At 40.9% G+C, this 15,775-nt stretch carries 13 protein-coding genes and 1 other RNA gene; 7 read left to right on the plus strand and 7 right to left on the minus strand.

Going from position 1 to position 15,775, the window contains the following annotated elements:
* Positions 1–58: 58 nt before the first annotated feature.
* On the minus strand, positions 59–2,665 hold the full coding sequence (gene clpB / locus BUW93_RS09630; RefSeq protein ID WP_081211490.1) for an ATP-dependent chaperone ClpB: 2,607 nt from the start codon (positions 2,663–2,665) through the stop codon (positions 59–61).
* A 181-nt stretch (positions 2,666–2,846) separates the two neighbouring features.
* On the opposite strand from clpB, the gene ytxJ reads away from it, so the two are divergent.
* The gene (gene ytxJ, locus BUW93_RS09635) at positions 2,847–3,239 is read left to right on the plus strand and encodes a bacillithiol system redox-active protein YtxJ (protein ID WP_081211491.1); all 393 of its coding nucleotides are present in this window, start codon (positions 2,847–2,849) and stop codon (positions 3,237–3,239) included.
* An 83-nt stretch (positions 3,240–3,322) separates the two neighbouring features.
* On the plus strand, positions 3,323–3,553 hold the full coding sequence (locus BUW93_RS09640) for a hypothetical protein (protein WP_081211492.1): 231 nt from the start codon (positions 3,323–3,325) through the stop codon (positions 3,551–3,553).
* Between the two features lie 42 nt (positions 3,554–3,595).
* Here the strand turns inward: BUW93_RS09640 and fahA are convergent, their stop codons facing one another.
* A complete protein-coding gene (gene fahA / locus BUW93_RS09645) occupies positions 3,596–4,885 on the minus strand; it encodes a fumarylacetoacetase (RefSeq protein WP_081211493.1) in 1,290 nt (429 codons plus the stop codon).
* A gap of 109 nt (positions 4,886–4,994) precedes the next feature.
* On the opposite strand from fahA, the gene glyA reads away from it, so the two are divergent.
* Positions 4,995–6,272: a serine hydroxymethyltransferase gene (glyA, locus tag BUW93_RS09650; RefSeq protein ID WP_081211494.1), complete on the plus strand. Its 1,278-nt coding sequence runs from the start codon at positions 4,995–4,997 to the stop codon at positions 6,270–6,272.
* Positions 6,273–6,368: 96 nt separating this feature from the next.
* On the opposite strand, the gene BUW93_RS09655 is transcribed toward glyA, so the two are convergent.
* Positions 6,369–6,773, minus strand: a complete 405-nt coding sequence (locus BUW93_RS09655; RefSeq protein WP_081211495.1) for an acyl-CoA thioesterase — start codon at positions 6,771–6,773, stop codon at positions 6,369–6,371.
* Positions 6,773–7,828 (minus strand): glutaminyl-peptide cyclotransferase, encoded by a 1,056-nt coding sequence (locus tag BUW93_RS09660; protein ID WP_081211496.1) that lies wholly within the window; start codon positions 7,826–7,828, stop codon positions 6,773–6,775. Before BUW93_RS09660 ends, BUW93_RS09655 begins: the two co-directional genes overlap by 1 nt.
* 84 nt (positions 7,829–7,912) lie before the next feature.
* On the opposite strand from BUW93_RS09660, the gene ffs reads away from it, so the two are divergent.
* The 3 genes from ffs to fsa all read left to right on the plus strand — a co-directional run bounded on the left by ffs (position 7,913) and on the right by fsa (position 9,589).
* Positions 7,913–8,011, plus strand: an RNA gene (gene ffs, locus BUW93_RS09665) — signal recognition particle sRNA small type.
* 44 nt (positions 8,012–8,055) lie between these two features.
* Positions 8,056–8,877 (plus strand): SDR family oxidoreductase, encoded by an 822-nt coding sequence (locus BUW93_RS09670; RefSeq protein WP_081211497.1) that lies wholly within the window; start codon positions 8,056–8,058, stop codon positions 8,875–8,877.
* 55 nt (positions 8,878–8,932) lie between these two features.
* Positions 8,933–9,589 (plus strand): fructose-6-phosphate aldolase, encoded by a 657-nt coding sequence (gene fsa / locus BUW93_RS09675; protein WP_081211498.1) that lies wholly within the window; start codon positions 8,933–8,935, stop codon positions 9,587–9,589.
* Positions 9,590–9,659: 70 nt separating this feature from the next.
* Here the strand turns inward: fsa and BUW93_RS09680 are convergent, their stop codons facing one another.
* Positions 9,660–11,081, minus strand: a complete 1,422-nt coding sequence (locus tag BUW93_RS09680; protein ID WP_081211499.1) for a hypothetical protein — start codon at positions 11,079–11,081, stop codon at positions 9,660–9,662.
* Between the two features lie 177 nt (positions 11,082–11,258).
* Between BUW93_RS09680 and BUW93_RS09685 the strand changes: the two genes are divergently transcribed.
* The gene (locus tag BUW93_RS09685) at positions 11,259–12,890 is read left to right on the plus strand and encodes an ABC-F family ATP-binding cassette domain-containing protein (protein ID WP_081211532.1); all 1,632 of its coding nucleotides are present in this window, start codon (positions 11,259–11,261) and stop codon (positions 12,888–12,890) included.
* A 76-nt stretch (positions 12,891–12,966) separates the two neighbouring features.
* Here BUW93_RS09685 and BUW93_RS09690 read toward each other — a convergent pair whose 3' ends face one another.
* Together BUW93_RS09690 and BUW93_RS09695 are read right to left on the minus strand one after the other, a co-directional pair.
* Complete coding sequence (locus tag BUW93_RS09690) at positions 12,967–15,249, minus strand: TonB-dependent receptor (protein ID WP_081211500.1); 2,283 nt, start codon at positions 15,247–15,249, stop codon at positions 12,967–12,969.
* Between the two features lie 86 nt (positions 15,250–15,335).
* Positions 15,336–15,635, minus strand: coding sequence for a hypothetical protein (locus BUW93_RS09695; protein ID WP_157893308.1), 300 nt, complete (start codon positions 15,633–15,635; stop codon positions 15,336–15,338).
* Between the last annotated feature and the right edge of the window lie 140 nt (positions 15,636–15,775).

The following is a 15,775-nucleotide window of genomic DNA, read 5'->3' on the forward strand; positions in this document are numbered from 1 at the left end:
TTTAAAAGTTTGATTATTTAGAGAATAAGGGCCGCACATTGTGCGGCCCTTTTTTTTATTAATTGTGTTCTGCCAGGTTTTCCTGGTTTCTAAAAACCATCTCGTCATTAAATTCATCGAGTAAGATAATACTGTCGGTATGAATTTTCCCGGCGAGTATTTCCTTTGAAAGTTTGTTTAGTACTTCCCGTTGTATCACCCGTTTCACAGGTCTGGCACCATACTGCGGATCGAAACCACGATTCGCAAGGAAACTAATGGCTTCAGGAGTGGCGTCTAAAGTAATGTTCTGTTGAGACAGCATTTTCTTCACCCCGTTTAACTGAAGCTCCACAATTTTATTGATGTCTTCCTGGGTTAGCGGGCTAAACATCACAATATCGTCTATCCGGTTTATGAACTCCGGTCTAATGCTTTGCTTTAAAAGCGCCAGGACTTCGTTTTTAGACATCTCCATCGCTGTGTCCATATCCTTGATAGTATCAAACTTCTCCTGGATAATATGGCTACCCATATTTGACGTCATTATGATAATGGTATTTTTAAAATCGGCAAGCCGTCCTTTGTTATCGGTTAATCTACCTTCATCAAGAACCTGTAAAAGAATATTAAAGGTATCCGGGTGTGCTTTTTCGATCTCATCCAGAAGAACCACAGAGTAAGGCTTACGACGTACGGCCTCAGTTAGTTGTCCGCCTTCATCGTATCCCACGTATCCCGGAGGAGCACCTACCAATCGGCTTACCGAATGCCTTTCCTGATATTCACTCATATCTATTCGAGTCATCGCTGCTTCATCATCGAAAAGGTATTCTGCCAGCGCCTTTGCAAGTTCGGTTTTACCAACCCCGGTGGTTCCCAGAAAAAGGAATGACCCTATTGGTCTTTTCTGGTCCTGGAGCCCTGCGCGACTTCTTCGCACCGCGTCACTTACCGCAATAATGGCTTCTTCCTGTCCAACCACTCTCTTGTGAAGGTGATCTTCCAGTTTAAGTAGTTTTTCACGATCACTCTGTAACATTTTTGTTACCGGGATGCCGGTCCATTTCGCTACCACTTCCGCGATATCTTCCTGGGTTACTTCCTCCTGGATCAGGGATTTGCCTTCCTGTTTTTCGGCGACTTCCTGCTGAAGCTTCTCCAGGTTTTCCTGGGCTTCTTTGATCTTGCCATAACGTATTTCGGCTACTTTTCCATAATCACCATCGCGCTCGGCTTTTTCTGCTTCCAGCTTGAAATTTTCAATATCTGATTTTAGATTCTGAATATTATCTACTACCGTTTTTTCATTTTGCCAGCGAGCATTTAATTCGTTACGCTGCTCTTTTAATTCAGCGAGTTCAGAACGAAGAATTTTGAGTTTATTTTCGTCCTTTTCGCGTTTAATGGCTTCAATTTCGATTTCCAACTGCATAATTCTGCGATCAAGGACATCAAGTTCTTCGGGCTTGGAGTTGATCTCCATCCGAAGTTTTGAGGCAGCTTCATCCATAAGGTCAATAGCCTTATCTGGTAAGAAGCGGTTGGTGATATAGCGCTGCGATAATTCCACAGCTGCAATAATCGCTTCATCCATAATCCTCACCTTGTGATGAGTTTCATATTTTTCTTTAATTCCGCGTAGAATAGAAATTGCACTTTCGGTATCTGGCTCATCTACCGTTACCTTCTGGAAACGACGTTCCAGGGCTTTATCCTTTTCAAAATATTTTTGATACTCGTCCAGCGTTGTAGCACCAATAGCTCTTAATTCCCCGCGGGCAAGGGCAGGTTTTAATATGTTGGCGGCATCCATAGCTCCCTGGCCTCCCCCGGCCCCAACGAGCGTGTGTATCTCATCTATGAACAGCACGATGTTACCTTCGCTTGAAGTAACCTCTTTTATCACCGCTTTTAGTCTTTCCTCAAATTCTCCTTTATATTTTGCGCCGGCGATAAGTGCCCCCATATCCAGGTTGTAAATCACCTTGTCCTTAAGGTTATCGGGAATATCTCCTGCAATTATTCGGTGGGCCAGTCCTTCTGCAATAGCGGTTTTACCTGTACCCGGCTCTCCAACCAACATTGGGTTGTTTTTGGTACGGCGGGACAGGATTTGGAGTATTCGGCGAATCTCTTCGTCTCGTCCAATTACCGGATCCAATTTCCCCTCTTCTGCCATTTGGTTGAGGTTCTTGGCGTATTTATTAAGGGCGTTATAGGTGTCTTCTGCACTTTGGGAGGTTACTCTATCTCCTTTTCTCAATTCTTCAATTGCTGCTTTTAAGGCTTTTTCTGTGGCGCCCTGGTCCTTAAGAATCTGAGCCACTTTACTGGAAGATTTAAAGATTGCCAGGATTAAATGCTCGATGGAAACATATTCGTCATTCATCTTTTTAGCGATGATTGGCGCCTCATTTAGCGTTTTTCCTGCTTCGCGGGATAGCACTATATCTCCGCCGCTAACTTTGGGAAAACTCTCCAGAGTTTTTTCCAGGATATCGTTAAAGAGATTTACATTTATATTTAATTTCTTAAGCAAAAAAGGCGTTATATTTTCGTCAACCATGGTTATGGCTTTAAAAATATGTTCGTTCTCAATTTGCTGATGTCCTAATTCCTGAGCCAGCTGCTGAGCCTGCTGAATAGCCTCCTGCGATTTTATGGTAAAATTGTTGAAATTCATAGTCTAGATGTTTTTCTGGATTAAAGCAATACCTATACCACTGAAAAATAAAGACAAAATGACCGATATCTCTAAGAATCTACAGACAAAAAGTCATTTTAATTTAATTTTATGGAAAAATTTTTGAGATTTGGCGGGATATTAAAGTTATTAATAAATAGGATTAGAAAAAAGAAAAACTATGGGATTATTTGATAAAATGTTTAAAAGTGAAAGGGAACTTGCCAAAGAAGAGTTGGAGAAAATCCCGTGGATATATATTACCGAAGATGGGGATATAGAGGAATTGGAAAAACGCTCTTTCGAAAAACCGGTGATTATCTTTAAATATTCTACCCGTTGCGGAATTAACCGTATAACATTGCGCCAATTCGAAAAAGATTTGCCAGCGGAACCTGATTTTGCCTTCTATTTTATGGATCTCGTAAAATACAGGTCTTTATCGAACGAGATAGCCGATAAATTTGGAGTACGTCACGAAAGTCCGCAGCTAATTGTTCTTAAGGACGGAAAAGTTCTGCATCATAGTTCCCATCAGGAAATAAATGCCAAGGAATTATCGGAATATACCTAATTGGCTTTTTGCTGTTAAAAATGATATAATTCTTCAGGGGTTTCCGAATGCCTTTGTATCTTTTAATTTAAATCTGAAAAAAAATGGCTAAAAAAGAAGATATCAGGAAATTGGAAGAAAACTGGAAACAGTTAAGAGAGGAAGAGAAAGAAAGGGAGAAAGATGAATTCCAGGACGGTTCTCAAAAGAAAAAGAATAAGAAGGAAAAGGCTGAGAGCGGGAAATCTGCCGATGAAATAGCCGCCGACCAGGACCGCCAGAAAGAGGAATTTATGGACCTGAAGCAGCAGAAAAAGAATAAAGACAAAAAGTAAAAGTCTGAAAAATAAAAAAGCCCGGTCTCCCGGGCTTTAAAATTATTTCTTTTTTGGTTGAAAGACAGGGAGGAGTTTAGTCCTAACTTCGCCAAAACCAATGCGACGGTCGCTGCCATTACAATACCCTCGCATAATTACCGTGTCGTTATCTTCGATGAATTTTCGTTCACTTCCATCTTTTAATTTGATGGGTTTTTCACCTTTCCAGCTTAGTTCAAGCATAGAACCATAGGAATCGGGGGTGGGACCTGAAATAGTTCCTGAAGCCATCATGTCTCCAGAATTCACCGGGCAACCGTTCACCGTGTGGTGAGCCAGTTGCTGACTCATATTCCAGTACATATATTTAAAATTTGATTTAGCCAGGAGATTTTCCTCGCCATTTTCAGGCTGAAGGGAAACCTCCAGGTGGATATCAAAACTTTTCTTTCCGCTACTTTTTAAATAGGGTAGGGGTTCTATTTCCGGTTTAGGGCTCTCAGTCCTGAAAGGATCCAGGGCATCTAAAGTGACTATCCAGGGAGAAATAGAAGAGGCAAAATTCTTTGCAAGGAACGGCCCAAGTGGGACGTATTCCCAGGTTTGCATATCTCTGGCACTCCAGTCGTTAAACATCACCATTCCAAAAATATAGTCTTCTGCTTCTTCAATAGGGATTGGTTCCCCAAGTACGTTGGCATCGGTGGTGATAAAAGCCATTTCCAACTCGAAATCCACACGCTGGGAAGGCCCGAAAACGGGTTTGTCTGAATCCTTTGGTTTGGTTTGTCCTTGTGGGCGGTGTACCGGAATTCCGCTGGGAATAATCGATGAGCTTCTGCCGTGGTATCCTACAGGAATATGCAGCCAGTTTGGTAGTAATGCATTTTCAGGATCACGAAACATGGTTCCTACATTGGTCGCGTGCTCTTTGCTGGAATAGAAATCGGTGTAATCACCAACCTGTACCGGCATTTGCATTTCAATCTCATCAAGGGTGAAAAGCACGGTTTGGCGGTGCTCTTTATGGTCTCTTAATTTTGGGTTCTCAGCATCAAAGATATCTGCGATGCGGTTTCGAACCAGGCGCCAGGTCTTCTTTCCGTCTGAAATAAAATCGTTTAAAGTATCTTGCAGGAATATATCATCGGTTAACGGAATTCCTTCGAAATAACCAAGTTGGTGCAGAGCTCCCAAATCTATGGCGTAATCCCCAATACGGGTGCCAATTGTAATTACATCATCCCGGGTTAAAAAGACTCCAAAAGGAATATTTTGGATCGGGAAATCGGTGTCTGCGGGAGTATCCAGCCAGGTTTTTCTTTTAGGATCGTTAGCAGTAATAGACATATATTTCTTGTTTTTTTGTTAAAATCTAATGCATCCAAATATATTATTTTCCTGTTATTAACCGAATGGATTTCTTACTTTTGAGGAATATTTAACGTAAACAATTGTAATGCAAGTAGACACAGAACTTTTTGATTTAATAACAGAAGAAAAAGAGCGTCAGTTAAATGGGTTGGAATTAATTGCCAGTGAGAATTTTGTGAGTGAACAGGTGATGGAAGCTGCCGGCTCTGTGCTTACCAATAAATATGCTGAAGGTTATCCTGGAAAACGCTATTACGGTGGTTGTGAGGTAGTAGATAAAGTAGAACAACTGGCCATAGACCGTGTGAAGGAACTTTTTGGGGCAGAATATGCCAACGTGCAACCTCATTCAGGCTCTCAGGCCAATACCGCAGTTTATCATTCCTGTCTCAAGCCGGGAGACAAATTCCTTGGTTTTGACCTCTCTCACGGAGGGCACCTTACCCATGGCTCTCCCGTGAATTTCTCCGGAAAATTATATCAGCCCGTTTTTTATGGAGTAGATAAGGAAACCGGTAAAATAGATTACGATCAGGTAGAGGAGATCGCTAAAAAGGAGAAGCCTAAAATGATTATTGCCGGTGCCTCGGCATATTCAAGAGAAATAGATTATAAAAGATTTCGTGAAATCGCTGATAGCGTAGGAGCTATTCTTTTTGCCGATATAGCGCATCCGGCGGGTTTGATTGCTAAAGGACTATTAAGCGACCCGCTTCCTCATTGTCATGTGGTTACTTCTACAACGCACAAAACCCTGCGTGGGCCTCGGGGAGGAATAATCCTGATGGGGAAAGATTTCGATAACCCATTTGGTGAAACCCTTAAAAACGGAAAACCCAAGAAGATGTCTTCAATCTTAAATTCTGCCATTTTTCCTGGAAATCAGGGTGGGCCGCTCGAGCATATTATCGCAGCAAAAGCGGTGGCATTTGGAGAAGCTCTTAGCGATGAGTTCCTGCACTATATGGTACAGGTAAAAAAGAACGCCGCTAAAATGGCCGCTGCCTTTGTTGAAAAAGGTTACAAGGTAATTTCTGATGGAACCGATAACCATATGATGCTTATCGATATGAGAAATAAAGATGTTAGTGGAAAAGAAGCCGAAGAGGCGCTTGGTAAAGCTGAGATCACCGTAAATAAAAACATGGTCCCCTTTGACGATAAATCTCCTTTTGTAACTTCAGGGATAAGAGTTGGTACTGCTGCAGTGACCACACGTGGGCTCACAGAAGAAGATATGCCTAAAATTGTAGATCTTATGGACCGGGTGATTTCTAATATTAATGACGATGCTGCTATTGAGAAAGTCAAAAACGAAGTTTTTGAACTTATGAAAGGTCGCCCGCTTTTTAAGTGGGAGTAAGATTAATTAACTTGTATAAAAGCTTTTTGGAATTTCGTGAGCTCAGGCGGTTCGATTTTTCAAAAAGCTTTTTTTATTTTCACTTATTTTGAAGCTTTACTGTTCAAAGATCTTTTTAAGATCTTCCGCTATTTTGGCAGGCTTTTGAATTTGTTTATCGATTAAAGCCCAGGTTGTTTTTGCCTCAACTAAAACTTTCCCGGTTTTTGCATTTTTGATGATCACGTGGCGAATAGATTTTACGTGGGTAGTTTCTGATACATAAGTCTGTAACAGAATCTCTTCGTTTAAAAAAGCCTGTTTTTTGTAATCGATCTCGTGGCGAACTACCACCCAAAAGTATTTCTCCTGAAATTCCCGTGGCGCACGGCTTTCCCAGTGCGCTTTAGCCACGTCCTGTACCCATTGCACGTATTGTACGTTGTTCACGTGGTTTTGCTCATCGAGATGCGATTGCTCTACCTTAAGTTTTTGCTCAAATATTTCAGGGTTTGCAGCCATTATTTCTCTTTTATTTCAACCTCAAAAAGCTTATCCCAGTTCTTTCCTGTTACATAAAGTTTCCGGGAATTGGGGTTCCAGGCAATTCCGTTTAGAACATCCAGCTTATCGTGCTGGGTAACTTTATCTCTTAGACCGCGAAAATCTATCAGGCCTTCAATTGCACCGTTTTCAGGATTGATGATGGCCACCCCGTCTTTTTGGTAGGTGTTGGCATAGATCTTCCCATCTACCCATTCCAGTTCATTCATGCGGGAGACGATGCTTTTATGTGTGACAACCTGGATGAAGTCTTTTTCAGAAAGGGTTTCGGCATCAAGGATCCATATTTTTTCGGTTCCGTCACTCTTATAGAATTTCTCTCCATCGTTACAAAGGCCCCAGCCTTCTTTACTTTGATTATAACCAAAACTCCCTGTTTGTTCGAAATTCTCAAGATTATAAATGAGGCCTTCCTCAGCATTCCAGGTGAGTTGGTAGATCTTCCCGTTGAGAATGGAAAGGCCTTCTCCGAAATAATTATCTGAAAGCGCTTTTTTCTGAAGCACTTCTCCTGTTTTATGATAGGTTTTTCTCAGGCTGGAAGAACCATACTGGCCAGTGCTTTCATACAGGGTGTCGTTATAGAACTCCAATCCCTGGGTATAGGCATCCTGATCGTGCGGAAATTCGTTTATAATTTCATAGGTATAAGAAACCGGCGCCGCATTGTTATAGATCTTAACACTTGAAGTGATAGTGTCGGTTTTACCTTCGTAGAATACCACCGCTTCGAAAATATGTTTCCCAAGTTTTACTTTTTCAAATTTGAAGGACAAACCTGTTTCGGTATTTGGTTTTATTTTCTTCTGCTGAAAATAGTAAAGGACAGAATCTATTTCCCGCTCTTTTTTGTTTTCAAGATTAAGCTTCAGGGTCTCTCCCAGCTGAAATTCGTTTTTATTTTCCTCGATTTTCAGGGAGAAATCAGAAGATTTTTTCGCCGAATTGCTTCCGCAGGAAAAAATGGAAATACTTAATAATAACAGTAACAGGGACTTAAATTTGCTTATCATTTCTAGCTGTATTTTCTCTGGCTAAATTAACCATTTCGTATTAAAATTTACTTGCCAGAAGTAGGAAAGATTGTATATTTGCACCGGCAAGTCCCACACAACCAGCTCCTGCTGAATCCCCCAGGGCGGGAACGCAGCAAGGGTAGGCGGTCGTAGCGGTGTGATGTGGGTAGCTTGCCATTTTTTGTATCTGGAATTCTCCTAATTTTATCGCATCTTTGCGAGGTATGAAAACAGATAATCCTCCCCAAAAAATAGTATTGATAACCGGAGCTTCTTCCGGAATCGGAAAATCTATAGGCGACTTTCTTCAGGATAAAGGTTTTAAAGTGTATGGAACCAGCAGAAACCCAAAAAAAGTTACCGGGAGCAAATTTCCATTGCTCGCTCTTGATGTTACCAAAACCGAAACTATTTCTTTAGCAGTAAATGAATTGATTGAAAAAGAAGGTAGGCTGGATGTGCTGGTGAATAATGCAGGGGTGGGTATCACGGGCCCCATTGAGGAAACCCCCGATGAAGAAATAAGAAAAGCCTTTGAAACCAATTATTTTGGACCTATTAAAGTGATCAAGGCTGTATTACCAATTATGCGGGAACAAGGTTCGGGCCTAATTATAAATATCACCTCAATTGCAGGTTATATGGGCTTGCCTTACCGGGCAATTTATTCGGCTTCCAAAGGTGCCCTGGAACTTACCACGGAAGCTTTTAGAATGGAACTTAAAGATTTCAATATCGAAATGACCAATGTGGCTCCAGGAGATTTCGCTACCAATATTGCTGCGGGACGCTATCACGCCCCGGTGCTGGAGGATTCGCCTTATAAAAAAGCCTATGGGAATACCCTGAAACTTATGAATGAGCATGTAGATTCGGGAAAAGATCCTAATATGATGGCCAGGGCAGTCTATGAGATTATTAATACTCCAAAACCAAAGGGGCATTATAAGGTAGGGGAGTTACTGCAAAAATTTTCTATTGCCCTTAAACGCATCCTGCCCGATAAAGTTTACGAGAGAATGTTGCTAAAACATTATAAATTGTAATTTTGCAAACCAGAATCCGGTAGCCCGGAAATACTAAACTTTTAAACACACAACTATGAAATTTTTTATTGATACCGCTAACCTGGATCAGATTAAAGAGGCCAGAGATCTTGGGGTTTTGGATGGAGTGACCACCAATCCTTCCCTTATGGCTAAAGAGGGAATTACCGGAAAAGACAATATTCTAAAACACTATAAAGCGATCTGTGATCTGATAGACGGAGATGTGAGCGCCGAGGTTATCGCAACCGATTTTGAGGGTATGATAAAAGAAGGCGAAGAGCTTGCAGAACTGCACGAACAGATTGTAGTGAAGGTTCCTATGATAAAAGAAGGAGTTAAGGCTATCAAATACTTTAGCGATAACGGAATAAGGACCAACTGTACCCTGGTATTTTCTGCAGGACAGGCTCTTTTAGCCGCTAAAGCCGGAGCTACTTATGTTTCTCCCTTTATCGGACGCCTGGATGATATCTCCACCGATGGTTTGAATCTTATCGCTGAAATTAGATTGATCTATGATAACTACGGCTTTGAGACTGAAATTCTTGCCGCATCTGTACGTCACACTATGCACGTGCTTGAATGTGCGAAATTAGGTGCCGATGTGATGACCGGACCACTTTCATCTATTGAAGGTTTACTGAAGCATCCGCTTACCGATATAGGACTGGAAAAATTTCTTGCTGATTATAAAAAAGGGAATAGTTAATTAGCTGGATAACATAAAATAAAAAAACCGCTCAGGTAGCGGTTTTTTTATTGATAAATTTTAAAATCTTTTAATTATACCTGTTCAAAAACTCAAGGACTTCTCTTTCAAAAGACTTGGAATTTAATTGTGAACTTCCCCTGGCGATCTCACCTCCGGTATCTAAAAAAAATGTCTTATTTAAATATGCTTTGAGTAAATCCTTATCTATACGGGTAAAGCTTAGATGAAACTCCATTTCAGGATTTGTAGTTTGGGTTTTCACGATCTCTGCCCAGTCGGCATGGGTGTTATTGTCGATATTTATTCCTACAAAATCTATTTCGGGGTATTTCTTTCTTAAATTATCGATAATGTTTTGTTGCCAGCGAAAATGGTTCTTCGAAGACATTGACCAGTGGTAGGTAATCATAGGCCTGTTGGAAATTTCTTTCAATCTTATGGTATCGCCCTTAACATTCCTTAATGCAAGGCTTCCGATATTATTTCCGGGTAAAAGACTCTTTTGAACCGCAGCCATCTGCTTTAGTTTATTGAGGTTCTCTTTATCATAATCTGTTTTCTCCAGTAAATTGATGACCGAGTCAATCGATTCAGCTTTCCGGGAAAAAGTAACCCCTTGTGAGCCCAAACGGTCGTAGTAGCTATTCTTTATTTCCTGACTTTCAATGAGAGAGTCTGCCAGGATAATTTTATAGCTAATATTGCCTATAGAATTCAGGTCGAAACAATCAGCGCTGGGAGGGAGTTTAGGGTCGCAACGTTCAATAGCTTTGGTCCTGAAATAATCATCGATAAAATTGGTGTAAACGTAATAGGTATTTAGGTTTTCACTTTCAAAATTTATCTTTTCTCTGTAATCGTGGAAGTCTTCCGGAATTTCCTGGGCTAATTCCTTAAAGTATTTTCGGGTTAAAAAAGCATAACGTTCTTTAAAGTGATAGTACTGGTAGTCTATCCCCGCTCTTGCGATCTCGATAAACTTGTCTGAAAAATCCTTTTTTTCAATTAATTTATTGAGTTGTTTGGTCTTTGCCTGGAAAATTGAATCTATTTTTTCAGAAAATTCATCAGGATGATATTTATAATAGGAAAGAATCATTTCACTCTCATCCTGGTTAGCCAGATAAAGATCCAGTAAAAAATCACTCTTTTTAGCTCCCTGCCCGCTAAAATTTATGGACTCATCAAATGCCAAAGTGTTGAGCCAAATTAGAATACTATCCCCCGGCTGTAAGTATAAAACCTGATTTTCGGGTGGATGGTTAAACCGGTAAATCCCTTCCTCCATGTCTTCAAAATATTTTCCGAATTGGTTATTCTGATTCAGATACAGGGTGTCTATTGTGGTGTTGTTTTTAGACAGAATGAAATATTCTGATTTTGGATTAACGATTTCCCCGCCAATAAAGGTAGATTGGGCTTCTTCTTCAGATTTACATCCGAGAAGACCAAGGCTTATTAAGGAAATCAAAAGCAATTTAAACTTCATGTAGGGCTCTCAATAGTTAGGCGGATTTGTAGCTTTAATAGTAGTTAACCGCAAATATAGTAGGTGCAAAAAGCGATGAATGTTAATTGGTCGTTAAAAGAATATTTAAATCGTTAATCTTTAAATATTTGGGCTTAAATGGCTACTTTTGCAAAAAATTCAGACAAAAAATATTTTATGCTTTCAGTATCAAATCTTTCGGTTCAATTTGGCAAACGCGTTTTGTTTGACGAGGTGAATACCACCTTTACCCAGGGGAACTGCTATGGAATTATTGGCGCCAATGGTGCCGGTAAATCTACATTTTTAAAGATCCTTTCGGGAAAATCTGAACCTACCTCAGGTCACGTTCATTTAGAGCCGGGTAAAAGGATGTCGGTATTAGAACAGGATCATTCGCTATATGACGAATATCCGGTCCTTGAAACGGTAATGAAAGGGAATAAGCCTCTTTTCGCTATCAAAAAGGAAATGGATGAGATCTATGCCAAGGAAGATTTTAGCGATGCCGATGGAGAAAGAGTAGGCGTACTACAGGTGGAATTTGAAGAAATGAACGGCTGGAATGCCGAAAGCGATGCTGCTTCCCTTTTATCAAATTTGGGGATCAAAGCCGAGAACCATTATACCCTTATGAAGGACCTCGATGGGAAGCAAAAGGTACGGGTACTGTTAGCACAGGCCCTTTTCGGCAATCCCGATGTGCTTATTATGGATGAGCCTACCAACGATCTGGATTATGAAACTATTTCCTGGCTGGAGAACTTTCTGGCGAATTATGATAATACGGTAATCGTAGTTTCTCACGACCGTCACTTCCTGGATGCGGTTTGTACCCATATTTCTGATATTGACTTCGGAAAAATAAATCACTTTAGCGGGAACTATACCTTCTGGTATGAGTCTTCCCAGCTTGCTGCCCGCCAGCGTGCACAGCAGAATAAAAAGGCTGAAGACAAAAAGAAAGAACTTCAGGAGTTTATCCAACGTTTCAGTGCCAACGTAGCCAAATCTAAACAGGCTACTTCCCGTAAGAAGATGATAGACAGGCTTAATATTGAAGAGATTAGACCTTCAAGCCGAAGATATCCTGCCATTATCTTTGATCGCGACAGGGAAGCCGGGGACCAGATTTTAAATATTGAAAAACTGGAAGCCAGCCAGGAAGGGGAAACGCTTTTTAAAAATGTAGATATCAACCTGGCTAAGGGTGATAAGGTGGTGGTGTACTCTAAAGATTCCAGAGCAACCACTGCATTTTATGAAATAATAAACGGCAAGCAAGACGCCGTTTCGGGGAAATATTCCTGGGGAGTAACGACTTCACAGTCCTATCTTCCGCTTGATAATGCTGAATATTTTGACAACGACCTCACCCTGGTAGACTGGTTGCGCCAGTATGCTAAAACCGAAGAAGAAAGAGAAGAGGTATACATTCGTGGATTCCTGGGGAAAATGCTTTTTAGCGGCGAAGAAGCCTTGAAAACTTCCCGGGTACTTTCGGGAGGTGAAAAAGTGCGCTGTATGTTAAGCCGAATGATGATGATGAGGGCCAATGTGTTGATGCTCGATGAGCCAACCAACCACCTCGACCTCGAATCGATCACAGCTTTCAATAATTCCCTTAAGAATTTTAAAGGTACGGTGATGTTTACCACCCACGATCACGAATTTGCCCAAACCGTGGCAAACCGCGTAATCGAGTTAACGCCCGGAGGAGCCATAGACCGTTACACTACTTTCGAGGAATATATGAGCGATCCTAAGATTAAAGAACAACGCGAGAAAATGTATGCAGTACAGGTATAACTGAAAGAGAAAAATTATTATTGAAGCAAAAAATCCCGCTATTTGCGGGATTTTTTGTTTCAGGTTTCGCGCAGAATCAGAAATTGTAGTTCACAAATAGCGTGAAATTCCTTCCCGGTTCTGTAATGGGTTGCCGGCCGAAGTTGGCTTGATTGTTAAACGCGAAATTCAGATGACTGTGATAATATTTATCGAAGACATTTAACACTCCAACACCTATATTCAGGTTTTTAATAGCTGTGGTACCTGCCTTTAAATCCATTAAGCTATACCCCGGGGTTCTGGTTTCGCCAAAAGACGGAGCAATATTTTCCTGGTCGGCGGTGATGTTGTAATAAACGCCTCCCCAGAATTTATCATTTTCATATTCAACCCGTGAGCGGCTTACCAGGGGTGGAGATAGTGGCAAAGATTCTCCAAGATCTTCATTTTGGGTATAGGTGTAAGCCAGATCCGTTCCCAGTTTAAAACCGGAGGAAATAGCCAGTTCTCCCGAAAGTTCAAAACCGGTTTTGTAGGCATCATCTAGATTTCTGAAAACTTTAGGATGAACCGGAGGTTGGTTCGGCATATTTCTTCTTGTTAAAGTTTCATCCACCAGACCAACGATATAATTTTCATAAATAGAATAGAACGCACTTGCTGAAAAGCTAAAATGCTTCAGGTTCCCGGAATATTCCTCTTTTCCCTTAAACCCGATTTCAAATTGGTTATTTACCTCTGCTTTCAGGTTTGGATTCCCTACATACTCATAAGGATCTCGTCCAATATTGAAAAACGCGATATAGCGTTCTTCCATATTTGCAGGCCTGGCACCTCTTCCGTAGGAAAACTCCAGGGAATAATTGTCTTTCAAGATGCGTTTGTACGCCACGGTACCACTAAAAAGCTGCTCGTCGATTTTGCCGGTTTCGGGGTATAGTTCAGCAAAGCCCGCATCCGGATCTTTGCTTTCAGCAACAATATGGTCCAGACGGGCTCCAAAGTTGAAGATATCCTTTTCGCTTAAGCTAAATTTGGCCTCGGCAAAAAGCCCGTAATCGTTCACGTAGCTATCCTGCCATACCTTATCCTGAAATTCCATGGGCATTGCCAGAGGTTCCCCGGCCATATTCATTTTAACCAGGCGCTCTCTTTGCCCGTCACGGGACAAATTTGTCACATCTACACCGGTAAAGAGTCGCCATTTGTTGTTTAGTCTCCATTCGGTTTCCAGTTTTCCGCCATAGGTGGTTGCGTCTACCCTGGAAATAGCCGCCGTGCGATTAAATGAGGGACGAGTATAATTGTTCATAATATGGTCTACAAAAGAATAGTAAGTCTTAGCGGTAAAACCTCTGAACTTACCCTCGTCCGACCTGTAATTATAGTCCAGGCTAAAGATACTACTGTTGTCCTCATCGGTATCCATCATTAATCCCGCGTGTTTTACATCACGCCCAAAAGATTGTCTGAAACCGGCTTTTAGCCTGTTATTTTCGTTAAAGGTATAGCCTGCTTCCAGGTTATAACCCAGGCTTCGGAAAGAGGAAGGGATACTTCGGCCCTCGCCGTCTTCATAATCGCCATAGTCTCTGTGACTAAAATTACCCGACAGGTTCAGTTTATTCAGATTTCCCTGAAGCTGAACCATATTTACCATAGAATTTCCGTTGCTCTCGTAACCTGAAGAAACGCTTCCCGAAAAATTATCGGTGGTTTGCACTGCATTATCGGTCACCATGTTAATAATCCCACCAGAGGTATTTCCGTAGCGAACACTGAAGGGACCTTTTATAATTTCAATTCTACTAACCTCTTCTGGATTCACCAGGGTGGTGATAGGGTCCATACGGCTTGGGCAGGCGTGCATGGCCTTAACGCCACCGTCAAACTGAATATTTAATTGTTCGTACTGGCTGGCCCGCATACTGGGATCCATAGCATAGCTGCCTCGTTTAATTAAGGCAAATCCATTGATGTCCCCAAAAAGTTCCCCAACATTTTTAGGCTGCACCACTTTCTCCCTGAAATTTGTTTTCACCAGGCTTTGTGCAGGATCTATTTGGGGGTTTCCGTATAAAAGAATCTCACTGATTCTAAAAGTTAACCTTTCAAGATAGATTAGCGCTCCGGGTTGAATGTTGGTAAGACTTTGTTTTCTGTATTTTAAATGACTTATCTGAAGGGTGTCGTCTTCAGAAAATTCTATAAAAACCTCTCCATTTTCATTGCTAACGGCAGCTTTGTTAGTGCCTTTAATTTGGATAGTTGCATTTTCTATGGGTTCCATACTTAGCTCGTCGAGAAGGCTTACTTTCGATTGGGCTTGCAGTAATAGCGTTGAGGATAGGAAAATTAATATGCTTAAAATTCTCATTTAATTTTGATTAAAAATTGATATAAGTAGAGTATATCCACCGGTTTATACCGATAGATTTTATAATAATTCTGAAAAAATCAAGCTTAAAGAGATGGGGGATGAGTTATCCTTGGTAAGTGTTGGTATTTGTAATTATTTAAATAGGCCATTGCAGGTGCCTGCTCTTCCGAAAATTGAAAGACTTGCAGGTGTAGCACAGGATTAAAAAAGAGAACTACCTGTTCCTGCAAAAAATCAAGCTGCGAAGGTTTTCCCTTAGTGGTGGAATCTTTATTTAATTTAGAAAGCTCACACTTTCCGTTACATTCCATTTCAGGTTTGTCCTGGTTTACACAAAATAACTCTGTAAAACTCGAATTATCTACCAGGTAAAAACTTATCATGAAGCCACTTTTTATGCTGTTAAACAGCATAACTACTACAAAAAGCAGAACAATAAGTGTACTTCTTTTTTCCATTTACGCGCAAAGATAAGCTTATTATAGGCTTAGAAAATGTGACCTTAATCACAAATGGAAAAATA

The sequence above is a fragment of the Salegentibacter sediminis genome, assembly GCF_002078605.1.
GTDB lineage: Bacteria > Bacteroidota > Bacteroidia > Flavobacteriales > Flavobacteriaceae > Salegentibacter > Salegentibacter sediminis.

What these genes read in the sequence shown, in the direction of transcription:
- clpB (WP_081211490.1), bottom strand. Translation starts at nt 2,665, where the DNA reads ATGAATTTCAACAATTTTACCATAAAATCGCAGGAGGCTATTCAGCAG.
- ytxJ (WP_081211491.1), top strand. Translation starts at nt 2,847, where the DNA reads ATGGGATTATTTGATAAAATGTTTAAAAGTGAAAGGGAACTTGCCAAA.
- BUW93_RS09640 (WP_081211492.1), top strand. Translation starts at nt 3,323, where the DNA reads ATGGCTAAAAAAGAAGATATCAGGAAATTGGAAGAAAACTGGAAACAG.
- fahA (WP_081211493.1), bottom strand. Translation starts at nt 4,885, where the DNA reads ATGTCTATTACTGCTAACGATCCTAAAAGAAAAACCTGGCTGGATACT.
- glyA (WP_081211494.1), top strand. Translation starts at nt 4,995, where the DNA reads ATGCAAGTAGACACAGAACTTTTTGATTTAATAACAGAAGAAAAAGAG.
- BUW93_RS09655 (WP_081211495.1), bottom strand. Translation starts at nt 6,773, where the DNA reads ATGGCTGCAAACCCTGAAATATTTGAGCAAAAACTTAAGGTAGAGCAA.
- BUW93_RS09660 (WP_081211496.1), bottom strand. Translation starts at nt 7,828, where the DNA reads ATGATAAGCAAATTTAAGTCCCTGTTACTGTTATTATTAAGTATTTCC.
- BUW93_RS09670 (WP_081211497.1), top strand. Translation starts at nt 8,056, where the DNA reads ATGAAAACAGATAATCCTCCCCAAAAAATAGTATTGATAACCGGAGCT.
- fsa (WP_081211498.1), top strand. Translation starts at nt 8,933, where the DNA reads ATGAAATTTTTTATTGATACCGCTAACCTGGATCAGATTAAAGAGGCC.
- BUW93_RS09680 (WP_081211499.1), bottom strand. Translation starts at nt 11,081, where the DNA reads ATGAAGTTTAAATTGCTTTTGATTTCCTTAATAAGCCTTGGTCTTCTC.
- BUW93_RS09685 (WP_081211532.1), top strand. Translation starts at nt 11,259, where the DNA reads ATGCTTTCAGTATCAAATCTTTCGGTTCAATTTGGCAAACGCGTTTTG.
- BUW93_RS09690 (WP_081211500.1), bottom strand. Translation starts at nt 15,249, where the DNA reads ATGAGAATTTTAAGCATATTAATTTTCCTATCCTCAACGCTATTACTG.
- BUW93_RS09695 (WP_157893308.1), bottom strand. Translation starts at nt 15,635, where the DNA reads ATGATAAGTTTTTACCTGGTAGATAATTCGAGTTTTACAGAGTTATTT.